The sequence below is a fragment of the Brevibacterium sp. CT2-23B genome (assembly GCF_013168765.1).
GTDB classification, from domain to species: domain Bacteria; phylum Actinomycetota; class Actinomycetes; order Actinomycetales; family Brevibacteriaceae; genus Brevibacterium; species Brevibacterium sediminis.
Genome location: NZ_JABBYK010000001.1, coordinates 405,246 through 426,640, shown reverse-complemented (window position 1 = coordinate 426,640; position 21,395 = coordinate 405,246). Strand labels below are relative to the sequence as shown.

16 protein-coding genes and 2 tRNA genes are annotated in these 21,395 nt (G+C 64.7%); 8 read left to right on the top strand and 10 right to left on the bottom strand.

The window, feature by feature from the left end; translation table 11 throughout:
- Positions 1 to 12 precede the first annotated feature (12 nt).
- The 7 genes from HIM68_RS18870 to HIM68_RS01920 all read right to left on the bottom strand — a co-directional run bounded on the left by HIM68_RS18870 (position 13) and on the right by HIM68_RS01920 (position 9,075).
- Complete coding sequence (locus tag HIM68_RS18870) at positions 13 to 2,562, bottom strand: ABC transporter permease (RefSeq protein WP_172169169.1); 2,550 nt, start codon at positions 2,560 to 2,562, stop codon at positions 13 to 15.
- Positions 2,559 to 3,332 carry an ABC transporter ATP-binding protein gene (locus HIM68_RS01945; RefSeq protein ID WP_139466969.1) on the bottom strand — a complete coding sequence of 258 codons (774 nt, stop codon included), beginning with the start codon at positions 3,330 to 3,332 and terminating at the stop codon, positions 2,559 to 2,561. The genes HIM68_RS18870 and HIM68_RS01945 overlap by 4 nt, the downstream gene beginning before the upstream one ends.
- A gap of 122 nt (positions 3,333 to 3,454) precedes the next feature.
- A tRNA-Arg gene (locus HIM68_RS01940) sits at positions 3,455 to 3,530 on the bottom strand.
- Positions 3,531 to 3,642: 112 nt separating this feature from the next.
- The gene (locus HIM68_RS01935; RefSeq protein WP_172169166.1) at positions 3,643 to 4,680 is read right to left on the bottom strand and encodes a D-alanyl-D-alanine carboxypeptidase family protein; all 1,038 of its coding nucleotides are present in this window, start codon (positions 4,678 to 4,680) and stop codon (positions 3,643 to 3,645) included.
- Between the two features lie 416 nt (positions 4,681 to 5,096).
- Positions 5,097 to 6,158, bottom strand: coding sequence for a hemolysin family protein (locus tag HIM68_RS01930; RefSeq protein ID WP_101545483.1), 1,062 nt, complete (start codon positions 6,156 to 6,158; stop codon positions 5,097 to 5,099).
- Positions 6,155 to 7,486, bottom strand: a complete 1,332-nt coding sequence (locus HIM68_RS01925) for a hemolysin family protein (RefSeq protein ID WP_139466966.1) — start codon at positions 7,484 to 7,486, stop codon at positions 6,155 to 6,157. Before HIM68_RS01925 ends, HIM68_RS01930 begins: the two co-directional genes overlap by 4 nt.
- 131 nt (positions 7,487 to 7,617) lie before the next feature.
- Complete coding sequence (locus HIM68_RS01920) at positions 7,618 to 9,075, bottom strand: GuaB1 family IMP dehydrogenase-related protein (RefSeq protein ID WP_172169163.1); 1,458 nt, start codon at positions 9,073 to 9,075, stop codon at positions 7,618 to 7,620.
- Positions 9,076 to 9,177: 102 nt separating this feature from the next.
- Between HIM68_RS01920 and HIM68_RS01915 the strand changes: the two genes are divergently transcribed.
- The gene (locus HIM68_RS01915; RefSeq protein WP_139466964.1) at positions 9,178 to 12,900 is read left to right on the top strand and encodes a multifunctional oxoglutarate decarboxylase/oxoglutarate dehydrogenase thiamine pyrophosphate-binding subunit/dihydrolipoyllysine-residue succinyltransferase subunit; all 3,723 of its coding nucleotides are present in this window, start codon (positions 9,178 to 9,180) and stop codon (positions 12,898 to 12,900) included.
- Positions 12,897 to 13,511 (top strand): GDSL-type esterase/lipase family protein, encoded by a 615-nt coding sequence (locus HIM68_RS01910; RefSeq protein ID WP_139466963.1) that lies wholly within the window; start codon positions 12,897 to 12,899, stop codon positions 13,509 to 13,511. Before HIM68_RS01915 ends, HIM68_RS01910 begins: the two co-directional genes overlap by 4 nt.
- A 345-nt stretch (positions 13,512 to 13,856) precedes the next feature.
- Here the strand turns inward: HIM68_RS01910 and rsrA are convergent, their stop codons facing one another.
- Together rsrA and HIM68_RS01900 are read right to left on the bottom strand one after the other, a co-directional pair.
- Positions 13,857 to 14,114, bottom strand: coding sequence for a mycothiol system anti-sigma-R factor (rsrA, locus tag HIM68_RS01905; RefSeq protein ID WP_039210641.1), 258 nt, complete (start codon positions 14,112 to 14,114; stop codon positions 13,857 to 13,859).
- Positions 14,111 to 14,719 (bottom strand): sigma-70 family RNA polymerase sigma factor, encoded by a 609-nt coding sequence (locus HIM68_RS01900; protein WP_139466962.1) that lies wholly within the window; start codon positions 14,717 to 14,719, stop codon positions 14,111 to 14,113. The genes rsrA and HIM68_RS01900 overlap by 4 nt, the downstream gene beginning before the upstream one ends.
- A gap of 193 nt (positions 14,720 to 14,912) precedes the next feature.
- Between HIM68_RS01900 and HIM68_RS01895 the strand changes: the two genes are divergently transcribed.
- From HIM68_RS01895 to HIM68_RS01875, 5 genes are read left to right on the top strand one after another with little or no spacing between them, the layout of a single operon-like run.
- Positions 14,913 to 15,410 (top strand): DoxX family protein, encoded by a 498-nt coding sequence (locus tag HIM68_RS01895; RefSeq protein WP_139907894.1) that lies wholly within the window; start codon positions 14,913 to 14,915, stop codon positions 15,408 to 15,410.
- Entirely contained in the window at positions 15,403 to 16,746 is a 1,344-nt protein-coding gene (gene aroA, locus HIM68_RS01890) for a 3-phosphoshikimate 1-carboxyvinyltransferase (RefSeq protein ID WP_216656717.1), read from the top strand. The genes HIM68_RS01895 and aroA overlap by 8 nt, the downstream gene beginning before the upstream one ends.
- Before the next feature lies 1 nt (position 16,747).
- Entirely contained in the window at positions 16,748 to 17,851 is a 1,104-nt protein-coding gene (gene rsgA, locus HIM68_RS01885; RefSeq protein WP_172169160.1) for a ribosome small subunit-dependent GTPase A, read from the top strand.
- Between the two features lie 9 nt (positions 17,852 to 17,860).
- Positions 17,861 to 18,652, top strand: coding sequence for a histidinol-phosphatase (hisN, locus tag HIM68_RS01880; protein WP_172169157.1), 792 nt, complete (start codon positions 17,861 to 17,863; stop codon positions 18,650 to 18,652).
- On the top strand, positions 18,652 to 19,917 hold the full coding sequence (locus HIM68_RS01875; protein WP_172169154.1) for an aminotransferase class I/II-fold pyridoxal phosphate-dependent enzyme: 1,266 nt from the start codon (positions 18,652 to 18,654) through the stop codon (positions 19,915 to 19,917). Before hisN ends, HIM68_RS01875 begins: the two co-directional genes overlap by 1 nt.
- Positions 19,918 to 20,135: 218 nt before the next feature.
- Here the strand turns inward: HIM68_RS01875 and HIM68_RS01870 are convergent, their stop codons facing one another.
- Complete coding sequence (locus HIM68_RS01870; protein WP_139466957.1) at positions 20,136 to 20,684, bottom strand: YceI family protein; 549 nt, start codon at positions 20,682 to 20,684, stop codon at positions 20,136 to 20,138.
- 161 nt (positions 20,685 to 20,845) lie between these two features.
- Here HIM68_RS01870 and HIM68_RS01865 point away from each other — a divergent pair.
- A tRNA-Met gene (locus tag HIM68_RS01865) sits at positions 20,846 to 20,919 on the top strand.
- The last annotated feature ends 476 nt before the right edge of the window (positions 20,920 to 21,395 follow it).

Here is a 21,395-nt window from a genome sequence, read left to right as displayed (position 1 = left end):
GGCCGGGGCCCATCAGAAGTCGAGTTTGAGACCTTCGACCGGTGAGAGTCGGGACGCTCGCCTGGCCGGTGCCAGAGCGGAGAGGATGCCGGCGACGACCGCCACGCCGAGGATGCCGAGGAAGGACGGGGCAGAGAAGTCGACGATGAGGTCGGTGGAGTAGTCGTGGGTGACCAACCGTGTGCCGACGATGCCCAGGGCACCGCCGAGCACGAGTCCCAGCAGTGCAGCCACCGATGAGATGAGCACCGCTTCGAGCGCCAGCAGAGTCCGCAGCTGCGCAAGGCTCAGCCCCAGCGCCCGCATCAGCGCGTTCTCCCGGCGGCGCTCGATGACGGAGAGGCTGACCGTGTTCGAGACGCCGATGAGCGCGATGACCACGGAGACGAAGAGCAGAGCCACGGCCCCGGCCAGCATGACATCGATGAGTTCGGAATAGGCGCCCCGGGCGACGGCCGAGCCGCCGACCTCGTCGCTGGATACGTCGAGCGTCTCGGCCACGGACTGACGGATGCGGGTGATCTCGTCGACGTCGACATCCTCGTCGAGGCGGACGAGCACGGCCGTCGTCGTCGCCGAGATGCCGAGATCGTTGCCGACGTCGGGGGTGGTGAAGAAGGCGAGACTGGAGAGGCCGTCCCTGTGCACGGGCACGCTCATCTCGTTGAGCCCTTTCACCCGCACTGTCGGTGAAGGATAGTCTTCGGGGACTGTGACCCGTCCGGACACGATGTTCGCGGCCGCGTCTCCGAGTACGGTCTCGGCGCTGTCCGGGTCGATGACGAAGATCTCGGGACGGGAGCCCTTGAAGTCTTCGACCGCCTCGGCGCGGTGGGCGATGACCGCGGTGGACACGCCGGGGATCCCGCGCACATCGTCGAGTTGGTCATCATCGACGAGGCCCGACAGCGGCACGGAGATGTCAACGGGATAACGCTGGTCGAGGCCGTGGCTGAGCGTCGCTTTCGTCGACATGCCGCCCACGAGGATCGTCGCCACCAAGGTCACGCCGATGATGAGCGCCGTGGCTGTGGCCGCGGTGCGACGCGGATTGCGCAATGTGTTCAGGGTCGCCAGCTGACCGGGAACGCCCCAAGGGCTGAACAGCACCTCCCCCGTCCATGCGACGACGGGCGGGATGATCTTCGCCGCGCTGATGACCAGCCCCGTGACCACGAGTCCCCCACCCAGCGCTCCGCCGAGGATCCAGAGCTGCGAAGCCGACACCGCATAGACCGAGACGATGACGAGAACCACACCCAGCCCGATGCAGCCGAAACCCACGAGGTGGCGCGGACGAGCGCGGGTGCTCGGCGAGATGGATGCGTCGAAGGGCTGGAGTGCTTCGAGCGGGGTTACAGCGATGGCACTGCGAGCCGGTCGGATGGTGGCCACAATCGTCAGCAGGGCACCGACGACGACACCGCTGAACAGGGCGGAGACAGGAACGGTGAGAGTGTCGTAGGGGAACTCCTGCGGCCAGTAGCGCACCGCTACAGCCATCAGTACGCGACTGCCGACGACCCCGGTGAGCACACCGAAGATCGACCCGAGCAATCCGACGAAGAGCCCTTCGGCCACGACCGAGCCGTACATCTGCAGGCGGGTGGCTCCGAGGCAGCGCAACAGAGCGAATTCCCGACGGCGTCCGGCGACGATGACGGAGAAGGTATTGGAGACGACGAGGATGGCGACGATGACGGAGATTCCGGCGAAGACGAGCAGGAGACCGGTCACGACGGCGTTGCCGCCGGAGAGGCGGTCGGTCTTCGCTTTCACGGCATCGTCCACGGAGAGCGCTTCGAGGCTGCCGCTCAATTCCGAACCATCGATGACCCTCTGCAGCTGAGTACGCACAGCCTCTGGGTCCGCGCCGCTCTCCAGGGCGATCTGAATGGCGATGACATCGCCCTGCTGGGCGAAATACTCCTGATAGCCCGATGCTGTCGTCAGCGCTCGAGTGGCGCCGGGCAGGGCCGGATCCTGCCCCATTTCGGCGATGCCCACGACGGAGAAGGTGACGCTGCTCTGACTCGGACCCCGGTAGATCGGCATGTCATCGTCTCCGCTCTCCACTGGCACAGCATCGACGGTGAAGCGAATCTCATCGCCGACTCCGACGTTGAGATCGCTGGCCGTGCGAGTGTCGAGCACGAGGTCCGTCGTCGCTTCCGGTCGCTGACCGGAGACCATATCGAACGTGTCGAGCCGTTCATCGGCGGGCACCGGAGACAGCGCAAAAGAGCTTTCGGAGAATGCGGCACCTCGGCCCGTGGTCACTGTGCGGGCCGACAACGACGCGGTAGCCACCCCGTCGACTTCGGCCAAGGGGCGCAGCAGCGGAGAGGCCTCGTCTCCCCCGACGAAGACGTCTCTGTCCGGGACGACGGTGAGGTCGGCTTTCTCGAAAGAACGACCGACGGCGTGTTCGAGGCTGTCCTGCAGCGAGGAATTGATGATCAGGGTGGTTGCGACGAATCCGGAAGCCAATGCGATGCCGAGGCCGATTGCGAGGAATCGGGCCCAGTGGATCCGAATCTGCGCGAGGGCGACTGCGATCACAGAGAGCTCAGTTCACTCAGCGCCGTGACCACGCTCTCGCGCGTCGGCTGACGAACTTCACCCGTGGCTCTCCCGTCCTTGAGCAGAACGACCCGGCCAGCGTGCGATGCCGCGACGGGGTCGTGGGTGACCATGATGATCGTCTGCCCGTACAGGGTCGTGGCCCGACCGAGCAGGGACAGGACCTCCGCTCCGGCATGGGAGTCGAGGTTTCCCGTGGGCTCATCGGCGAAGATGACATCCGGCCGCGTCAGCAGAGCCCGGGCCACGGCGACTCTCTGCTGCTGACCGCCGGAGAGCTCGTGCGGACGATGCTGCAGACGATCGCCGAGTTCGAGTCGTTCGACGACTTCGGCCTTCCACTCACGATCGATCTTCTTCCGGGCCAGCGAGACCGGCAGTTCGATGTTCTGTTCAGCGCTCAGCGTCGGGACGAGGTTGAAGGCCTGGAAGATGAAGCCGACGCGGTCACGCCGCAGCTGGGTCAGCTGCCGGTCGTTGAGACGGGTGATGTCCTGCCCGCGCATGATGATCGAGCCCGAATCGACACGGTCGAGTCCGGCAAGCACATGCATGAACGTCGATTTTCCGGATCCGGAGGGCCCCATGATGGCGGTGAAGCGTCCCGATTCGAAGTCGACGCTGATGTCGTCGAGAGCGTCGACTGCCGTATCACCGCGGCCGAAGCTCTTGCGCAGACCCTGCGCTCGGAGGACGATCTCATCGTCCCCCGCGCCGGTCTGGACGGGCTCTTCAGCAGATTCCGACATCGTATGCCTCACATCGCGGTCCGGGTCTCGTCTCCGACTACCTTAGATCCTGTCTGCACCATCGACCACTCGGACCGCGAATGCAGAACCGCCCACCTCAGAAGTTGAGATGGGCGGTGTCGTGGTGCCCGCGACAGGATTCGAACCTACGACCTTCTGCTCCGGAGGCAGACGCTCTATCCACTGAGCTACGCGGGCAACGGATGCAACTCTATCACCGTTGGGCACCACCTCCCAAAACGGCACCGCGGGCAGTCCTCGAGGACTGCCCGCGGTGCCGTAGGGCTGTGATCAGAGATGTTCGAGCAGATCAGGCACCCTTCATAGCCTTGCGGCCGGGCACGTATTCCCAGTGCCAGAGCTCATAGGAATTGCGCTTGGCCCAGTCCGGATTCTCCCACCCGAACTTCTCGGCGTTGGCGACGAGCCATTCGTACTGCTGGCCGGTTCCGTTCTGCGTTCCCGCGCCGAGGTCCAGTGCCAGGCCCCAACCGTGGTTGGAGGTTCCGGGACGAGCCGCGAAGCCGGGTTTGCGTGCGGCGACGGAGACCTGTGATTCCAGCGAACGGTAGGAGTCGGTGACTGCGAGGTCTTTGCCGGTGTCCTTCTTGAAGGCAGCGTTCATCTTCGCGAACGACACGGCCGCATCGGAGCGCAGCTTGTGATTGCCCACGCCGATCTCGCACAGCCATCCGTCGGGCAGCTCGCCGTTGCTCGCCTCACCCTTCGGGGCTGCTTCGTCACAGCCGGGCAGAACGGTCTTCGTGATCGCGCGAGACGCCGCGTCGACCTTGGTCTGCTTGGCGCTCGGGGCGCCGATGGTCATCGAGGTCTTGTCATCGTCGTCGACCTTGATGTCGGCGGAGACCGATTCGGCGTTGATCGCACGCGGCTGGGACTGTGCGGCCGTGTCGTCGACCTTGACTTCCTGGTTGCCGCTCATGTTGCCGGCGACCATCACGGCAGCGATGGCGGTACCGGTGACCGAGACGGTGGCCAGAGCGGAGAAGGTGGTGACCTGACGGCGGCGGACCGAGCGCAGCAGCGAACCGTCGGAACCGCGGTTGCCGAGCTGAGCCGCGGCCAGCGTCGACGTATGACCCGCAGGGGTCATCGGGAGAGAAGCCTCTTTGGCCATCGCTGCCCGTCGCGGTGAGCCCGCTGCTGCGCGGGCCTCGGCGGCCATCGCCGCGCGACGAGGTGAGAGGGCTGCGGATGCGCTGTTCCGCGACTGCGATGTCACGGGATGCGAAGAGTTGATCGTCGAAACCTGCGAAGAGGCGTTCTGCTTCCGCAGATCACGTCGGCGGACCGGCGGCGCCTCGACGGTCGAGAGCTCACTCGACATAGTGCTCCATACTGTTGGTGAAGATTGTGCGGTGGAAGCCCTCTGCCGGGCACCCGAAAGCTTATGTCACAACACTATAACGACATCGTTACAGAATGTCACCTTCAGTTCATACACAGCGTGTGACCAGGTCATTTCCTGACGATGCATGGTCACAGATCACTACAGGCGCCCTACTCCATGTGTCCTGAATGACTGTTTCGTTACGAACCGTTACACAGTCGGTCACGTCTGGGACTCCGCGCCGAACGGCACTTCTCACGAGCACAGGCATGGCCTCACGGCCGAACACATGGCTCCGCGCACCGACACAGCGCCGGGAGCGGACGCGACGGCTCGACGGCGGCCTCCCCGCAATCAGGAGACCGCCCGCGAGGCGACTGGGTGAGCCGGGCGGATCGGCCGGCACAGAATGCTCAGCGGCGGAAGTCGAATCGTCCCCGCTGCATCGCGTCCTGGACTTCGCCGACGAGCTCTTCGAGCACGTCTTCGAGGAACAGCAGGCCGAGGACCTGCGCCTGCGAGTCGATGACGCGGGCGACATGGATTCCCGCCTTCTGCATCTGCGCCAGCGCCTCTTCGACCTCGTCATCGGCGGTGACCGTGAACAGGGGACGGAAACGCTTGCTCTGCACTGGAGCGTCGAAGGCCTCTTCGGTGTCTGCGTAGAGGACATCCTTGATGTGGAGGTAGTCCTGCGGATACCCGTCGTCACCGACGACGAAATATCGGGAGAAGCCTGTTTTGCCGACCAAGGTCACAAGCTCGTTCGGGGTCACCTTGTCCGAGATCGTGATGAGTTCGGACATCGGGACCATGATGTCGGACGCAGTCTTGTCGCTGAACTCGATGGCGCCCTTGAGCAGCCCAGTGTCATCACTGAGCAGTCCCTCGCGCTTCGACTCGGCCACGATCGATTCGACCTGCTCGATCGTATAGGCCTCATTGACCTCGTCACGGGCCTCGATCTTGAACAGGTGGAGGACCCCATTGGCCAGGCCGTTGAGGGGGCGGATGACGAAACCGAAGACTCGCGCCAGGAACACCAGCGGTGTCGCCAGCAGCATTACGGCCTGGCCGGAGGCGGCCAGCGCCAGGTTCTTCGGCACCATCTCACCGATGACCACGTGCAGGTAGGTGACGACGCCGAGCGCCAGGACGAAGGAGATCGTCGAGGACAGTCCGGCGGGAATGCCCAGGCCCTCGAGGGGACCGGCGAGCAGGTGGTGGATGGCCGGTTCGGCCACATTGCCCAAAAGCAGGGAGCACACGGTGATGCCGAGCTGGCAGATCGCCAGCATCAGTGATACGTGCTCCATCGCATAGAGAGCGGTCTTGGCCGCCGCGGAGCCTTCGGCCGCTCGCGGTTCGATCTGTGATCGCTTGGCAGCGACAATCGCGAATTCGGCGGCGACGAAGAAGGAGTTGCCCAGCAGGAGAACGACCAGCCAGACCAGTCCGAACCAATCGGCGCTCATCGAGTCTCACCTCCGGTTTCGAAAGCCCCTGCGTCGGCGGCGCGCAGCACCACCCGGAGGCGTTCGATGCGTCGTCCGTGCATCCGTTCGACCACGATGCGGGCATCGTCCATGCGGACCTCGTCACCCGGTTCGGGAATCCGCCCGAGCTCCTTGAGGACGAATCCGGCCAGAGTCTCGTAGTCCGAGTCCTCCGGGATCGTGACCCCTATCGTCGACGAGATCTCATCGGGCCGCAGCTGACCGGGCACGATCCAGGAGCCGTCGCGAGCCGGTCGTGCCGCGACGCGCATCCGATCGTGCTCGTCGGCGACCTCGCCCACGAGCTCCTCGACGACATCCTCGAGGGTGACCACTCCAGCTGTGCCGCCGAACTCATCGACGACCACAGCCATCTGCAGACCGGTGGCGCGCAGCTCCAAGAGCAGCGGGTCGAGGCGCTGCGTCTCCGGGATCTCACGGACCTCGGTCATCAGCCCTCCTGCATAGGCGTCGTCGCGGTTGCTCGGAGGTACGGCGAAGGCCTGTTTGACGTGAACGACTCCGACGATGTGGTCCTTGTCCTCGTCAGCCACGGGGAACCGGGAGAATCCGGTGTCCCGAGCCTGTTCGATGATCTGTCGAGCCGTGGTGTCCTTGTCCACCGTGGACATGCGCGTGCGCGGAGTCATCACGTCTTCCGCGGTGCGCTCGGAGAAGCTCAGAGTCCTCTCCAGCAGACCTGCTGTCTGCTCATCGAGCACGCCCTCTTCGGCGGAGTGCCGCACGAGTGAGGTCAGCTCCTCCGGGGAACGCCCCACCGAACCTTCTTCCTGCGGCTCGATGCCCATCGACATGAGGATCTTGTTCGCCGTGCCGTTGAGGACGGCGATGACGGGCTTGAAGACGATCGAGAAGACGTACTGCATCGGTGCGGCGATGCGACCGGTCGCCAGCGGAACAGCGATGGCGAGGTTCTTCGGCACGAGCTCTCCGAAGATCATCGATCCCACGGTGGAGACGATGAGGGCGATGGTCAGCGCCAGCGGGGCCGCGAGGCCGGGGCCGACGCCCCAGGCCTCGAACAGCGGCGCCAGCAGCCTGCCCAAGGACGGTTCCATGAGGTAACCGGTGAGCAGAGTGGTGATCGTGATGCCCACCTGCGCTGCCGAGAGCTGGGTGGACAGATGGGTCATCGAACGCCGCAGCGTCTTCGCGCCGACGACACCTTCTTCAACCGCTTTATCGGCTGTATGGCGGTCGAGCGTCAGCAGCGAAAATTCGGCTGCGACGAAGACTCCGGTGCCGAGGATGAGCAGCAGCGCGAGGGCGAGGAGTATCCATTCCATCAGTGACTGTCCCCGCCGATCGCTATCTGCTCAGCAGAGCAGTTGAGGTGTGAGACCCTCGCGGGGTGAGGGTCGTCATCTGGGGCGCCGGCTTCCCGCCGGCCGGGACTGTCACTGTGCATGAGGAGATCTTACCAACTTCCCGACAGCGGTCGGCCCTCTTCGTAGCCGGCGGCGCTCTGAACACCGACCGCGGCCAGACGCGCGAATTCTCCGAGATCACCGGCCCCGGCATAGGTGCAGGAGCTGCGAACGCCCGAAGTGATGCCGTCGAGCAGGTCCTCGACCCCAGGAGATTCAGGGTCGATGTACATAGTTGACGAAGAGATGCCCTCTTCGAACAGTCCTTTGCGAGCGCGCGCAAAGGCCGATTCCGCTCTGGTCCGGTTGGCCACGGCCCGAGCCGAAGCCATGCCGAAGCTCTCCTTGTACTTCCGACCCTCTCCGTCGACGAGCAGGTCGCCGGGCGATTCGTGGGTCCCGGCGAACCAGGATCCGACCATCACCTGAGAGGCCCCGGCCGCCAGGGCCAGAGCGACATCGCGGGGGTAGCGGACTCCGCCGTCGGCCCACACGTGGGCACCCAGCTCGCGAGCCGCCTCGGCGCATTCGAGCACTGCGGAGAACTGGGGACGACCGACCGCGGTCATCATCCTGGTCGTGCACATGGCTCCCGGGCCGACTCCGACCTTGACGATGTCGGCGCCGGCAGCGACGAGGTCGCGGACCCCTTCGGCCGTGACGACGTTTCCGGCCACGATCGGCACCCCGAGCTCGGCATCCGCGATCGCCGACAGTGTGTCGAGCATCTTCACCTGGTGGCCATGGGCGGTGTCGACGACGAGGACGTCCGCGCCGGCTTCGACCAACGCAGCGGCACGTTCGACCGCGGCACCGTTGACGCCGATGGCCACGGCGATCTTCAGCCGTCCTCGATCGTCGACATTGGGCGTGTAGATGGACGAGCGCAGCAGCGACTTCGGAGTCAGGCTGCCGAGCACCGTGTTCTCATCGTCGACGACAGCGGCGAACTCGGCTCGCGACTCCGTCATCGACTCGAAGAGGGACTCCAGCTGTGCAGCGTCCTCCCAGTCGACCTCGGAGGCGCGGATGACATGCGGTGAGGAGTCCAACAGCTCCGCCACCGAGGTGAAGCGATCGACTCCGCGCAGATCTGCAGCATTGATGATGCCTTCGAGCCTTCCCCCGTCGTCGACGACGACGCCGAAGCCGTGCGAACGCTTGGCCAGCACGTGCAGAGCGTTGAGCACTGTGTCATCAGGCGAGAAGCGCAGCGCGGATTCGAAGATTCGGTCGCGGCTCTTGACCCAGGCGATGGTCTCCTGCGCGGCGGTCAGCGGAATGTCCTGGGGCAGCACCGCCAGTCCCCCGCGACGTGCCATCGTCTCCGCCATCCGTCGACCGGACACAGCAGTCATATTCGCTGCGACGAGCGGCGTCGTCGACCCGGTCGGATCGGTCGCCGTGAGGTCGACTTCGAAGCGCGAAGTCAGTGCCGAGGAGTTCGGCACGAGGAAGACATCGGAGTAGGTGAGATCGGTGTTCGGGTCATTTGAGATGAAACGCATAACACTATTGTCCCTTAACTGCACATTCGATGGCACATCACGTTAGGCTTGGAGATGTCGTTAAGCAGCAAGTCTTGAATCAGGAAGTAGGCGATCAACGCCGTGTCCGTCAATACTCCGAACCGCACCGTTGAAGACTTCGGGTCGAATGAGTGGCTGGTCGAGGAATTGTATGAGCAGTACAAGTCAGATAAGAATTCGGTCGACCAGTCCTGGTGGCCCTTCTTCGACAAGTACGAGAAGAACGGCGGAGGCGCTCAGTCCGCTGCCGAGCCCGCCGCCAAGCAGGAGGCGAAGCCGGCCGCGAATAAGTCGGATGCCAAGGCCCCTGCTTCAGCTGCAGCCCCGGCGACCTCCCGTGAGACCTCTCGCGGCGTCTCCCCGTCTTCGGCTGAGTCCGAGACGCTGAAGGCAGAGACCAAGTCCGTGCCGAAGGTCACCGCGAAGGAAGCCGCACCGAAGCCCGCACCGGAGGAGACGATCACTCCCCTGCGCGGCCCCGCGAAGCTCATCGCCAAGAACATGGATGAGTCGCTCGAAGTCCCGACCGCCACCTCGGTCCGGGCCCTGCCTGCCAAGGCGCTCATCGACAACCGGATCGTCATCAACTCGCACCTCAAGCGCACCCGAGGCGGGAAGGTCTCCTTCACCCACCTCATCGGATTCGCCGTGATCCGCGCCCTGCAGAACTTCCCCTCGCAGAACGTCTCCTACGACGTCCGCGACGGCAAGCCCGTGATGGTCTCCCCCGCCCACATCAACTTCGGCCTCGCCATCGACGTGCCGAAGAAGGACGGATCACGCACCCTGCTGGTGCCCAACGTCAAGAAGGCCGAGACGCTGACCTTCCGCCAGTTCGTCGACGCCTACGACGGCCTCGTCGACAAGGCACGGCAGGGCAAGCTCACCGCCGACGACTTCGCCGGCACCACGGTCTCGCTGACGAACCCCGGCGGAATCGGCACGGTCCACTCCGTTCCGCGTCTGACCAAGGGCCAGGGCTGCATCATCGGTGTCGGCGCGCTCGACTACCCCGCCGAGTTCCAGGGTGCCAGCCAGCAGACCATCAACTCCCTGGCCGTGTCCAAGGTGCTGACCCTGACCTCGACCTACGATCACCGCGTGATCCAGGGAGCCGGTTCGGGCGAGTTCCTCAAGCTCGTCCACAGCTACCTGCTCGGCGAAGACGGCTTCTACGACGATGTCTTCGAATCCCTGCGCCTGCCCTACGAGCCGGTGCGCTGGGTTCCCGACGTCTCGGCCGAAGACCAGGACGACGTCAACAAGACCGCACGCGTCATCGAACTCATCGATGCCTACCGCACGCGCGGTCACCTAATGGCCAATATCGATCCTCTCGTCTATCGTCAGCGGTCCCACCCGGATCTCGACATCAATCAGCACGGTCTGACCCTGTGGGATCTCGAACGCGAGTTCCCCACCGGCGGATTCGGATCGAAGCCGATGATGCCCTTCCGCAACATCCTCGGACTGCTGCGTGAGAGCTACTGCCGGACCACCGGCTTCGAATACATGCACATCGCCGACCCGGTCCAGCGCCGTTGGTTCCAGTCGAAGATCGAGGTCCCGCATCAGGAGCTCACCCGTTCGGAGCAGGGACACATCCTCGGTCGTCTCAACGCCGCCGAGGCCTTCGAGACCTTCCTCCAGACGAAGTACATCGGACAGAAGCGCTTCAGCCTCGAAGGCGGAGAATCCGCGATCGTCCTGCTCGACGAGATCCTCAACCAGTCCGCCGACACCGGCCTCGACGAGGTCGCCATCGGCATGGCCCACCGTGGTCGCCTCAACGTGCTGACGAACATCGCCGGCAAGTCCTATGCGCAGATCTTCCGTGAGTTCGACGGAACCATGTCCCCGGACAGCGTCCAGGGCTCCGGCGATGTGAAGTACCACCTGGGCACCAAGGGTTCGTTCACCTCACCGGCAGGCAACACCACCGGCGTCTACGTCGCGGCCAACCCCAGCCACCTCGAGACCGTCGATCCGGTCCTCGAAGGCATCGTGCGCGCCAAGCAGGATCTCGTCGACCAGGGCGAGTCCGGCTTCACCGTACTGCCGGTCCTAGTCCACGGCGATGCCGCATTCGCCGGACAGGGTGTGGTCACCGAGACGCTCAACCTCTCCGAGCTGCGCGGCTACCGCACCGGCGGAACGGTCCACGTCATCATCAACAACCAGGTCGGGTTCACCACTCCCCCCGCCTCGGCGCGGTCCTCGTTCTACTGCACGGACGTCGCCAAGTCGATCAACGCCCCGATCTTCCACGTCAACGGCGATGACCCCGAAGCCGTCGTCCGGGCGGCCCGCCTGGCCTTCGAATACCGCCAGGAATTCAACCGGGACGTCGTCATCGACCTCGTGTGCTACCGCCGCCGCGGCCACAACGAGGGCGACGATCCGTCGATGACCCAGCCGACGATGTACTCCCTCATCGAGAAGAAGGGCTCGGTGCGCAAGCTCTACACCGAATCCCTCGTCGGCAGGAAGTGCATCACCGACGAAGAGGCCGCCGAGGCGCTCAAGGACTACCAGTCCAAGCTGGAATCGGCTTTCGCCGAGACCAAGGAAGCCGAGACCGGCTCCTACGACGGAGAAGCGTTCAACGCTCCCTACGAGCCCAGCGACATCGAGACCTTCAACGATGCCGAGACGGCCATCAGTCCCGAGACGCTGCAGCGCATCGGCGAGGCCTTCACCGAGATCCCCGAGGGCTTCACGGTTCACAAGAAGCTGCGGGCGCTGCTCGAGAAGCGCAAGGAGATGTCGCTGTCGGGCGGAATCGACTGGGGCTTCGCCGAGCTGCTGGCCTTCGGTTCGCTGCTCATGGACGGCGTGCCGGTGCGGCTGGCAGGTCAGGACTCCCGTCGCGGGACCTTCGTCCAGCGCCACTCGGTGCTCATCGACTCGGTCAACGGCAACGAATGGACGCCGCTGCAGAACCTCACCGAGGAGCAGGCTCGATTCTGGGTCTACGACTCCCTGCTCAGCGAGTACGCCGCTGTCGGCTTCGAATACGGCTACTCCGTCGAACGCAAGGACGCCCTCGTGGCGTGGGAGGCTCAGTTCGGTGACTTCGCACAGGGTGCGCAGACCGTCATCGACGAGTTCATCTCCTCCTCCGAGCAGAAGTGGCAGCAGAACTCCGGTGTCGTCATGCTCCTGCCCCACGGCTATGAGGGACAGGGACCCGACCATTCCTCGGGTCGCATCGAGCGTTACCTCCAGCTGTGCGCGGAGAACAATATGACGGTGGCCTACCCGTCCTCGGGCGCCTCGTACTTCCACCTGCTGCGTCGCCACGCCTCGACGACGAACAAGCGTCCGCTCATCGTCTTCACCCCGAAGTCGATGCTGCGCCTCAAGGCTGCCGCGAACTCGCCGGAGGACTTCACCTCGGGCAGGTTCCAGGCCGTCATCGACGATACGGACGTCGATGCCTCGCAGGTCGAGCGCGTCGTCCTCGTCTCCGGCAAGCTCTACTGGGAGCTCAAAGCCAAGCGGGAGAAGGACAACGACACGAAGATGGCGCTCGTCCGCCTCGAGCAGCTCTACCCGCTCGACGAGGCGGCCATCACCGCTGTGCTCGACCGCTTCCCGGCCGATGCCGAGATCGTCTGGGCCCAGGAAGAGCCGGAGAACCAGGGTGCATGGCCGTTCATGGCACTGCACCTGCCCGAGCTCCTCGGCGGCCGTGAGGTCAAGGTCATCTCCCGTGCCGCTTCTGCCGCCACCTCGACCGGGCTCAAGCACTTCCACGAAGCTCAGCAGAAGGAACTCGTCGACCGGATCTTCAGCCGGTGAGCAGCGACGTCACCACAACCATCGCCGTGGTCGGAGGCCCTTTGGTCGCCGGCCACGGCGATGGCCGTGGCCTCGGGTGGGTCGGTCGGGTGACGGCGAGGACTCTGCCGAGTCTGCCTGAACTCAAGGTGTATCCCCTCGCCGTGCCGGCCGAGGATTCCGCTGGTCTTCACGGTCGGACCATCGCCGAGGCGTCCCTTCGGTTCACTCGGGAAGGGGACAACCGTCTGGTGCTGGCTCTGGGGTCCGGGGATCTCGATTCGGGGCGTTCGGTGGCCAGGGCCCGGCTCGATGTGGCCAACATCCTCGACGAGGCGTTGGCTCGGAAGGTCTCGACGTTCGTGCTGGGCCCTCCGCCTGAACACGACGGTGACCGCAATCGTCGCATCGCCGAGCTCAATGCCAGCTTCTCCGATGTGGCCAAGCGGCGCGGCATCACCTATGTCGACACCTTCACGCCCCTCCTCGGCCATCCCGTGTGGCAGCGCGAGGTCGCATCGTCGCGGGACCATCTGCCGGCGCAGGAAGGATACGGTCTGTTGGCCTGGCTGGTTCTCCATCGCGGCTGGTTCAACTGGCTGGGAGTCCAGGACGTCCTCGGCGACAGCTGAGACGTCGATGGGGTGCCCGACCGAAGAACTCTGCGATGTCCGGCCGACGAAGAGCTCAGCCGTGACAGTCGCATCATCTTGTCAGACGAATTCGGCAAGGTGGGTGACCTGGTCCGACTTTGCTCTGCTCGGGTGATCATGAGACAATTGAGCGTCTATCAAAGGAGGGCACAATGAGCAAGCGTGGCCGTAAGCGTCGCGATCGCCGCCGTAAGAAAGCAAACCACGGCAAGCGTCCAAACGCATGATTCGCTGATACGTTCGGTGAATGACGAAGGCGGGAAGAGATTCGAATCTCTTCCCGCCTTCGTTGTGTCCGTGGACTCCCCTGTGTCTGGGCGCCGGTCAGGAGTTCTGTTCGAGCGCGATCCGCTGCCGGATCTTCTCTCGCAGTCCCATCGGGGCACGGTCGTGGCTGCACGAACGACGCACGAGCTCTTTGAGCAGCGCTTCGATCTCGTACTCGTCATGACACGACGGGCACTGTTCGAGGTGGATCGAGATCTCGCGGATCTCCGTCGTCGTCAGTTCTCCGTCCAGGTAGTGGTAGATGCGCATCAGTGACTCGGTCCTGACGCTTTCGCAGCATCCTTCGTCGCTCATTTCGCACCTCCCTCAGGACTCACGAAACCGCGCTCGGCGGCATAGTCGGCCAGCATCTCCCGCAGCTGTCGGCGACCGCGGTGCAACCGGGACATCACAGTGCCGATCGGCGTCTCCATGATCTCGGCGATCTCCTTGTACGGCAGTCCTTCGACATCGGCATAGTAGACGACCATGCGGAAGTCTTCGGGCAGTGCCGAGAGCGCTTCCTTGACGTCGGAGTCGGGAAGGTGGTCGAGGGCTTCGAGTTCGGCGGAACGACCGCCGGAGGACGAGTGGCTGTTCGCCTGTGCAATCTGCCAGTCCTCGATGTCTTCGCTGCCGTGTTCCTGCGGCTGACGCTGCTTCTTGCGGTAGTTATTGATGAAGGTGTTCGTCAGGATCCGGTACAGCCAGGCTTTGAGGTTGGTTCCGGGCTTGTACTGGTGGAAGGCGGCATACGCCTTCGCGTAGGCTTCCTGGACGAGGTCTTCGGCGTCGGCTGGATTCCGGGTCATACGCAGAGCAGCTGCGTAGAGCTGGTTGACATATTCCAGAGCATCCCGTTCGAAACGCGCCGACCTCTCGGCGTCGGTTTCGGGGGCTTCTTTGACTGATTCGGTCATCGCAGTCAATGGTACGCCCGTTCTCTCCAGGACGGCAGTGGCGCTCATAGACTTCTCCTTCTGCCTGTCGACTTCCCGACGGGTGCACCCGTCGAATGGCTTCACCCGGTACAACATCGGACCGACGTCCCACTATTCCCACCTCAGCAGTTATGCTTGCCAGTGAGATGACCGCCACGTAGGAAGGACCACTGTGTCTCCCATTCGTCTTATCGCACGGCCCATGCTGGCCGCCGGCTACATCCTCAACGGCGTCGAACGACTGCGCAAGCCGGAGGCAGCGGCCGCATCGGTCGGCCCGCTCCTCAACCAGGCTCGCAAGCAGGTCGACGTCCCCGTCGACGCAGTGACTCTCGCCCGAGCCACCGGTGTTGCACAGGTCGCTGCCGGTTCGATGCTCGCCATCGGACGCTTCCCCCGCCTCAGCGCATCGATCCTCGTCGGCACCTACCTGCTCGACACGGTCGGTGAGCGTCTGTCTGCTGACAAGACGACGTCGAAGGAGGAGAAGAAGGCTCGCAACGAACGCACTCTTCTGCGGACCTCGATGCTCGGCGGTGCCCTGCTCGCCGCCGTCGACACCGCTGGACGCCCCGGCCTGTGGTGGCGGACCCAGCACGCGGCCGAAGACCTGTGGTCGAGCGTGGAAGACACCTCGAAGCAGGCTCTGAGCGCACTCGGAGTTGACTGACATCTCCACGCACACTCCCCCGGCGACCGGCGACTGGCAGCCGCCGGTCGCCGGTTCCGCCGTCTCTGCCACTGTGACCGTTCCCGGTTCCAAGTCTCTGACGAACCGCTATCTCATCCTTGCGGCTCTCGCCCGTTCCGGATCCGATCTCAAGGGATGGCTGCGCAGCCGCGACACCCTTCTCATGGTCGACGCCCTGCGTCGCCTCGGCGCCGTGATCGACGAAGACGGCGATGAGCTCCACATCGAGCCGATCCCCTTCCCGGACGGACACGCGCCCACAGACGCAGCTGCGCAGGATTCCGCACCGATCACCATCGACTGCGGTCTCGCCGGAACCGTGATGCGCTTCATCCCCCCACTTGCCGCGCTCACCGGTCGTGAGGTCGTCCTCGACGGCGACGAACAGGCCCGGGTGCGGCCGATGTCGGTGACGATCGAGTCGCTGCGGGAGCTCGGTGCGTCGATCACCTCCGCCGCGAGCACATTGCCGATGACGATCCACGCCGACTCTCAGCTGCGCGGCGGCCACCTCGGCATCGATGCCAGCGCCTCCAGTCAATTCGTCTCTGGTCTGCTCCTCGCCGCTCCCGTCATGCCTTTGGGACTCGAACTCACCAACACTGCGGACTCGGTGCCCAGCCGAACGCACGTGGATATGACGATCGAAGTCCTCCGCGACGCGGGCGTCGACATCAGCGAGCCCGAACCCGAGCGCTGGATCGTCGAACCAGGACTTCCGCGCGGTCTCGACGTGCGGGTCGAACCCGACCTGTCCAATGCCGCAGCCTTCGCAGCGGCGGCCGTGGCCACCGCCGGATCCGTGACCATCGCCGACTGGCCCGTGCACACCACCCAGGCAGGTGACGGCTTCCGCGAGATCGCCGAGGCGTTCGGAGCCACGGTGCGCCTCGATAGGGAAGGACTGCATGTGCAGGGCCCGGACCGGCTCACCGCGGTCGATCTCGACCTGTCGGCCGTTGGCGAGCTCACCCCAGTGGTCTCGGCACTCGCAGCTATGGCAGAAGGAACGTCGCAGCTGCGCGGAATCGGGCATCTGCGTGGGCACGAGACCGACCGTCTGGCGGCTCTGACCAGAGAGTACGGTGCCATCGGCGTCGATGTCGTCGAACATGCCGAGGCGCTGACGATCACCGGCACCACGCACCTGCGCCCGGCGCTGTGGCATACCTACCACGACCACCGCATGGTCATGGCCGGTGCCGTCCTCGCCCTGCGCAATGACGGAATGGTCATCGAGAACGCCGGCACTGTGGCCAAGACCCTGCCTGCCTTCACTCAGCTGTGGGAAGCCATGCTCACCCCCGGAGCCTGATATGGCGAAGATCTTTCGCGATGAGGACTACCGCCCCCGGCCGAATCGACGCGGTTCGCGACCGCGGACGAAGAGCCGCCCCGACCACAAGGACGCTGTTTCGGGTCTGGTCACCGCGGTCGATCGGGGCCGATACCGGGTCATCCTCGCTGACGACGACGGGAACTTCCCGTCAAGTCCCCCGATTCGGAAGAAGGGCAAACGGTCACAGGGGGCCACCTCGGTGACCGCGGTGCGCGCCTCGCACCTGCGCAAGCAGGCGATCGTTCCCGGAGACGTCGTCCGCCTCGTCGGCGACACCTCGGGGGCCGAGGGCACCCTGGCCAGGCTTGTGGAGATCACCGAGCGGCAGACCCTGCTGCGCCGCAGCGCCGATGACACCGACCCGACCGAGCGCGTCCTCGTCGCCAACGTCGACGTCATGGGCATCGTCACGGCCACCGTGGACCCGGTTCCCTCGTTCGGTCTCATCGATCGCGCACTCGTCGCGGCCTTCGATGCAGGGATCACTCCCCTGCTCATCGTCACGAAGACCGATCTGCGCCCGGCGACGGAGCTGAAGGAACGCTTCTCCGCGTCCGGGATCGACATCGTCGAATCCTCCATCGATCCCGATGCCGAGCCGACCGATACGACGGACGCCGCGAACGATGCGGCCCGCGACGAGGCAGAACGCCACGCCGAGGTGGCCGAGCGTCTCCGTGGACGCATCAGCGTCCTCGTCGGCCATTCCGGGGTGGGCAAATCCACGCTGACCAACGTTCTCGTTCCCGCCGCCGACCGAGCGACGGGCCATGTCAACGACGTAACCGGACGCGGACGTCACACCTCGTCCTCGGCCGTGTGCCTGCCGTTGGAACGCGGCGGTTGGCTCATCGACACCCCGGGAGTGCGCAGCTTCGGCCTGGCCCATGTGGACCGCGAGACCCTGCTCTCCGCGTTCCCCGAACTCGTCGAGGCCACGGCCGATTGCCCCCGCGGATGCACTCACCTCGCGGACTCCCCCGGCTGCCGACTCGATGAATGGGTGGCCGACGGCAAGGCCGGACCGGGAGGAGTCTCACGGCTGGAGTCCCTGCGCCGGCTGCTGCCCTCGACTGGATAGGCTGGAGGCATGAACGACCTCGACTTGGCGATCGAACTCGCCGATCTCGCCGATGCCATCAGCCACCCGCACTTCCGGGCACAGGACTTCGCCGTCGAAACCAAACCCGATCTCACTCCGGTCACCGAATGCGACCGTGCGGTGGAGAAGGCGATCATGGATCGCCTCACAGAGGATCGACCCGATGACAGCGTGCTCGGTGAGGAATTTGGTGCACACGGGCAGTCATCGCGACGGTGGATCATCGATCCCATCGACGGAACGAAGAACTTCGTGCGCGGGGTGCCGGTGTGGGCGACGTTGATCTCCCTCTACGACGGTGACCAGCCGCTGCTGGGAGTCGTCTCCGCTCCCGCGCTCGGTCGCCGATGGTGGGCAGTAACGGGCCAGGGCGCCTACGCGACCGAGCTCGGGTCCCCGGCCGAACGCATCGCTGTGTCATCCGTCGATTCTCTCGCCGATGCGTCCCTGTCGTATTCGTCGCTGTCGGGCTGGAAGGAACTCGGCATCCTCGATGAGTTCCTCGATCTCTGCGATTCGCTGTGGCGCACTCGCGGATACGGCGACTTCTACTCCTATATGCTGCTCGCCGAGGGTGCTGTCGACCTCGCCTGCGAGCCCGAGCTCGCGCTCTACGATATGGGAGCGCTCGTACCCATCGTCCTCGAAGCCGGAGGCACCTTCACGAACACGGCCGGACTTCCGGGGCCCTTCGGCGGCAATGCCCTGGCCAGCAATTCTCGCCTCCATGAAGCCGCACTCGATCGACTCGGTCGGGTCGCTCCCGCGGAGGTCTCCTGATGCCGGACATCATGGGAGCCCCGCTGTGGCATGAGATGGCCGAGGCCGCAGGACTCACGAATCCGGACGGGTCGATCGGTGAGACGATCTACGGGCAGATGACGAAGTTCGCCGCCGAGGTCGGAGCCGTCAACCTCGGACAGGGCGCTCCGGGCACGGAGCCTCCGGACGAGCTCATCGCCGCGACGGAAGAGGCGATGCGGGCCGGTTTCAATCAATACGCCCCCGGTCAGGGATACCCGCAGCTGCTCGAGGCCGTGGCCGCTCAACGCGGACGCGACTTCGGACAGCACGTCGATCCTGACGAGGTGCTCTACACTGCTGGCGCCACGGAGGGCCTGACCGCCGCGATCCTCGCACTGCTGCCGCCGGGCGGCTCTCTCGTCGCCTTCGAACCGTTCTACGACTCCTATCCGGCGGCGATCGCCGCCGCCGGCGGAACACTGCACACGGTGCCGATCCTGCCCGATGGCCGTGGTGACTTCGCCCCGGACTGGGAGACTTTCGACCGAGTGATCGCCGAGGTCGATCCGGCGATCATCCTCGTCAACACTCCGCACAATCCCACCGGGTTCATCTTCTCTGCCGCTGATCTCGGCCGGATCGGACGAGCCGCCGAGGCGGTCGACGCCTGGGTGCTCTCCGATGAGGTCTACGAGCAGCTCGTCCTCACTGATCTTGGGCATGTGCCTCCCGCAGTTGCCATCGAGGATTCTGCACGCGTCGTCACGGTCTCCTCGGCGGGCAAATCATGGAACACGACAGGGTGGAAGATCGGCTGGGTCATCGCCTCTCCCGAGGTTCGCCAGGCCATTCAGACCGTCAAGCAGTTCCTGTCGTTCACGGCCGGCGGTCCGATGCAGATCGGAATGGCCGATATGCTGGACGGCGATTCGCAGTTCGTCGCCGAGAACCGAGCTTCGCTGCGGGCACGCGCTGAGGTCCTCGTGCCCGCCTGTCGCTCGGTGCCGGGCGCTGAAGTGTCCACTCCGCGCGCCGGCTATTTCACAGTGGTTGACTTCTCTGCGCTGACGGATCGCGATGCCTTCGAGCTCAATGAGCTGCTGGCCAGAGAATTCTCCTTGGTCGGAATTCCCGTACCAGCTCTGTGCAGGCAGGGCAGCCCGGCGTACGAGGCCTATAGGTCCTCGATCCGATATTCGTTCTGTAAGTCCGTTGCCGATGTCGACAAGGGCGCACAGTTGTTCAACGCACTCGGAGGGCACCTGCGGGAGCACCCGGACGCGCTGCGTCGGAGGAACTGAGTATCGCTGGCTTTCGTGGTCGAGGCAGATTGAGTTCCGGATACGAGGGACGGTACGGGAATCGCCGCGCCGAGGGACAGGAGTCGCGGCGCCCAAAGACGCCAGAAGGGGCGAACCGCATAGACTGTTCGCCCCTTCTGTCTCGGGCAGCGACGCTGCCCGCTGAGTCTGGCTCCGTGTCGGCGCACGCGCCGATCAGCAGCCCAGCTCAGGGCATATCAGGCTTTGACGAGCTCCAGTTCGAGTTCGATCTTGATCTTGTCGGAGACGAGAAGCTCTCCTCCGCCGAGGACGGCTTCGAAGGACATTCCGAAGTCCTTGCGGTTGACCGTGGCGGTGGCCGAGAGGCCGGCGACCTGGTTGCCGTTCGGATCGGTGGCAACTCCTGCGAATTCGGTGGCGAAGGCGACTTCCTTGGTCACGCCGCGCATCGTCAGTTCGCCGACGGTCTCGAACTCATCGGCGCCGTCGGCCTTGATCGCGGTCGACTTGAAGCTCAGCTTCGGGTGTTCCTCCGCGAGGAAGAAGTCACCGCTCTTGAGGTGACCGTCACGCTGTTCGTTGCGGGTGTTGATCGAGTTCGCTGAGGCCTCGGCGGACACGGCGCTGTCTTCGAGGGTCTCACCGACGTTCACGCTGCCGGCGATCTCTTCGAAGTGGCCGCGGACCTTCGAGACGCCCGCGTGGCGAGCGGTGAAGGTGAACTCCGAGTGGATGGGGTCGATGTTCCAGGTTCCGGCGGTGAGTCCCTGAGGCAGAGCAGTCATGATTTCTCCTTTTGGTTGAAATTTGAAGTACAAGAATGACTATAGTTCAACTTTCAACCAGATGCAACCGCTGCAGATGAACGGCAAGTGACCATGTGGCGGAGGTCACCTGTATTCGGTTTGGCCGCCAGGTGACCCCTCGTGTAAAGTTAAGAACACGCCGCGGGGTGGAGCAGTTCGGTAGCTCGCCGGGCTCATAACCCGGAGGTCGGGGGTTCAAATCCCTCCCCCGCCACGATAGCGGCAGAACCCCCAGTCAGTTCTCTGACTGGGGGTTCTTCTCATTCACACTCCTTGCCGACCGACTTTGCAGAGTCGATTCCCTGCCGGCCGCTCGACTCAGCGTCGACCGCTCGCCGCATAACTCGATACAGTGACGGCAACTCGAGCGCTCGGCACGTCGAACGCCATCAAGCACCCAGGCAGATGTCGATCTGCAGAGCGCACGGCCCTGGGTCACCGCACAGCCTTCATCTCGCATCAAGCCGATGCCGAATCTCGGACTGACGCAGCGCCACAGACAGGTGCGTTGCCCTCAGCTGACGCAGCACCTCAGACAGATACCGCGCACCTAGGCTGACGCAGCGCTGCGAGTGCGTCCAGAGAAGCGAGCGACGCCGGTCTCACCTCCGGCGAATCCATTGCGAACGACGAACGCCCCTGGGATGTCCCAGGGGCGTTCGTCGCGGAAAGTCCGAACTCGGTCGGCAC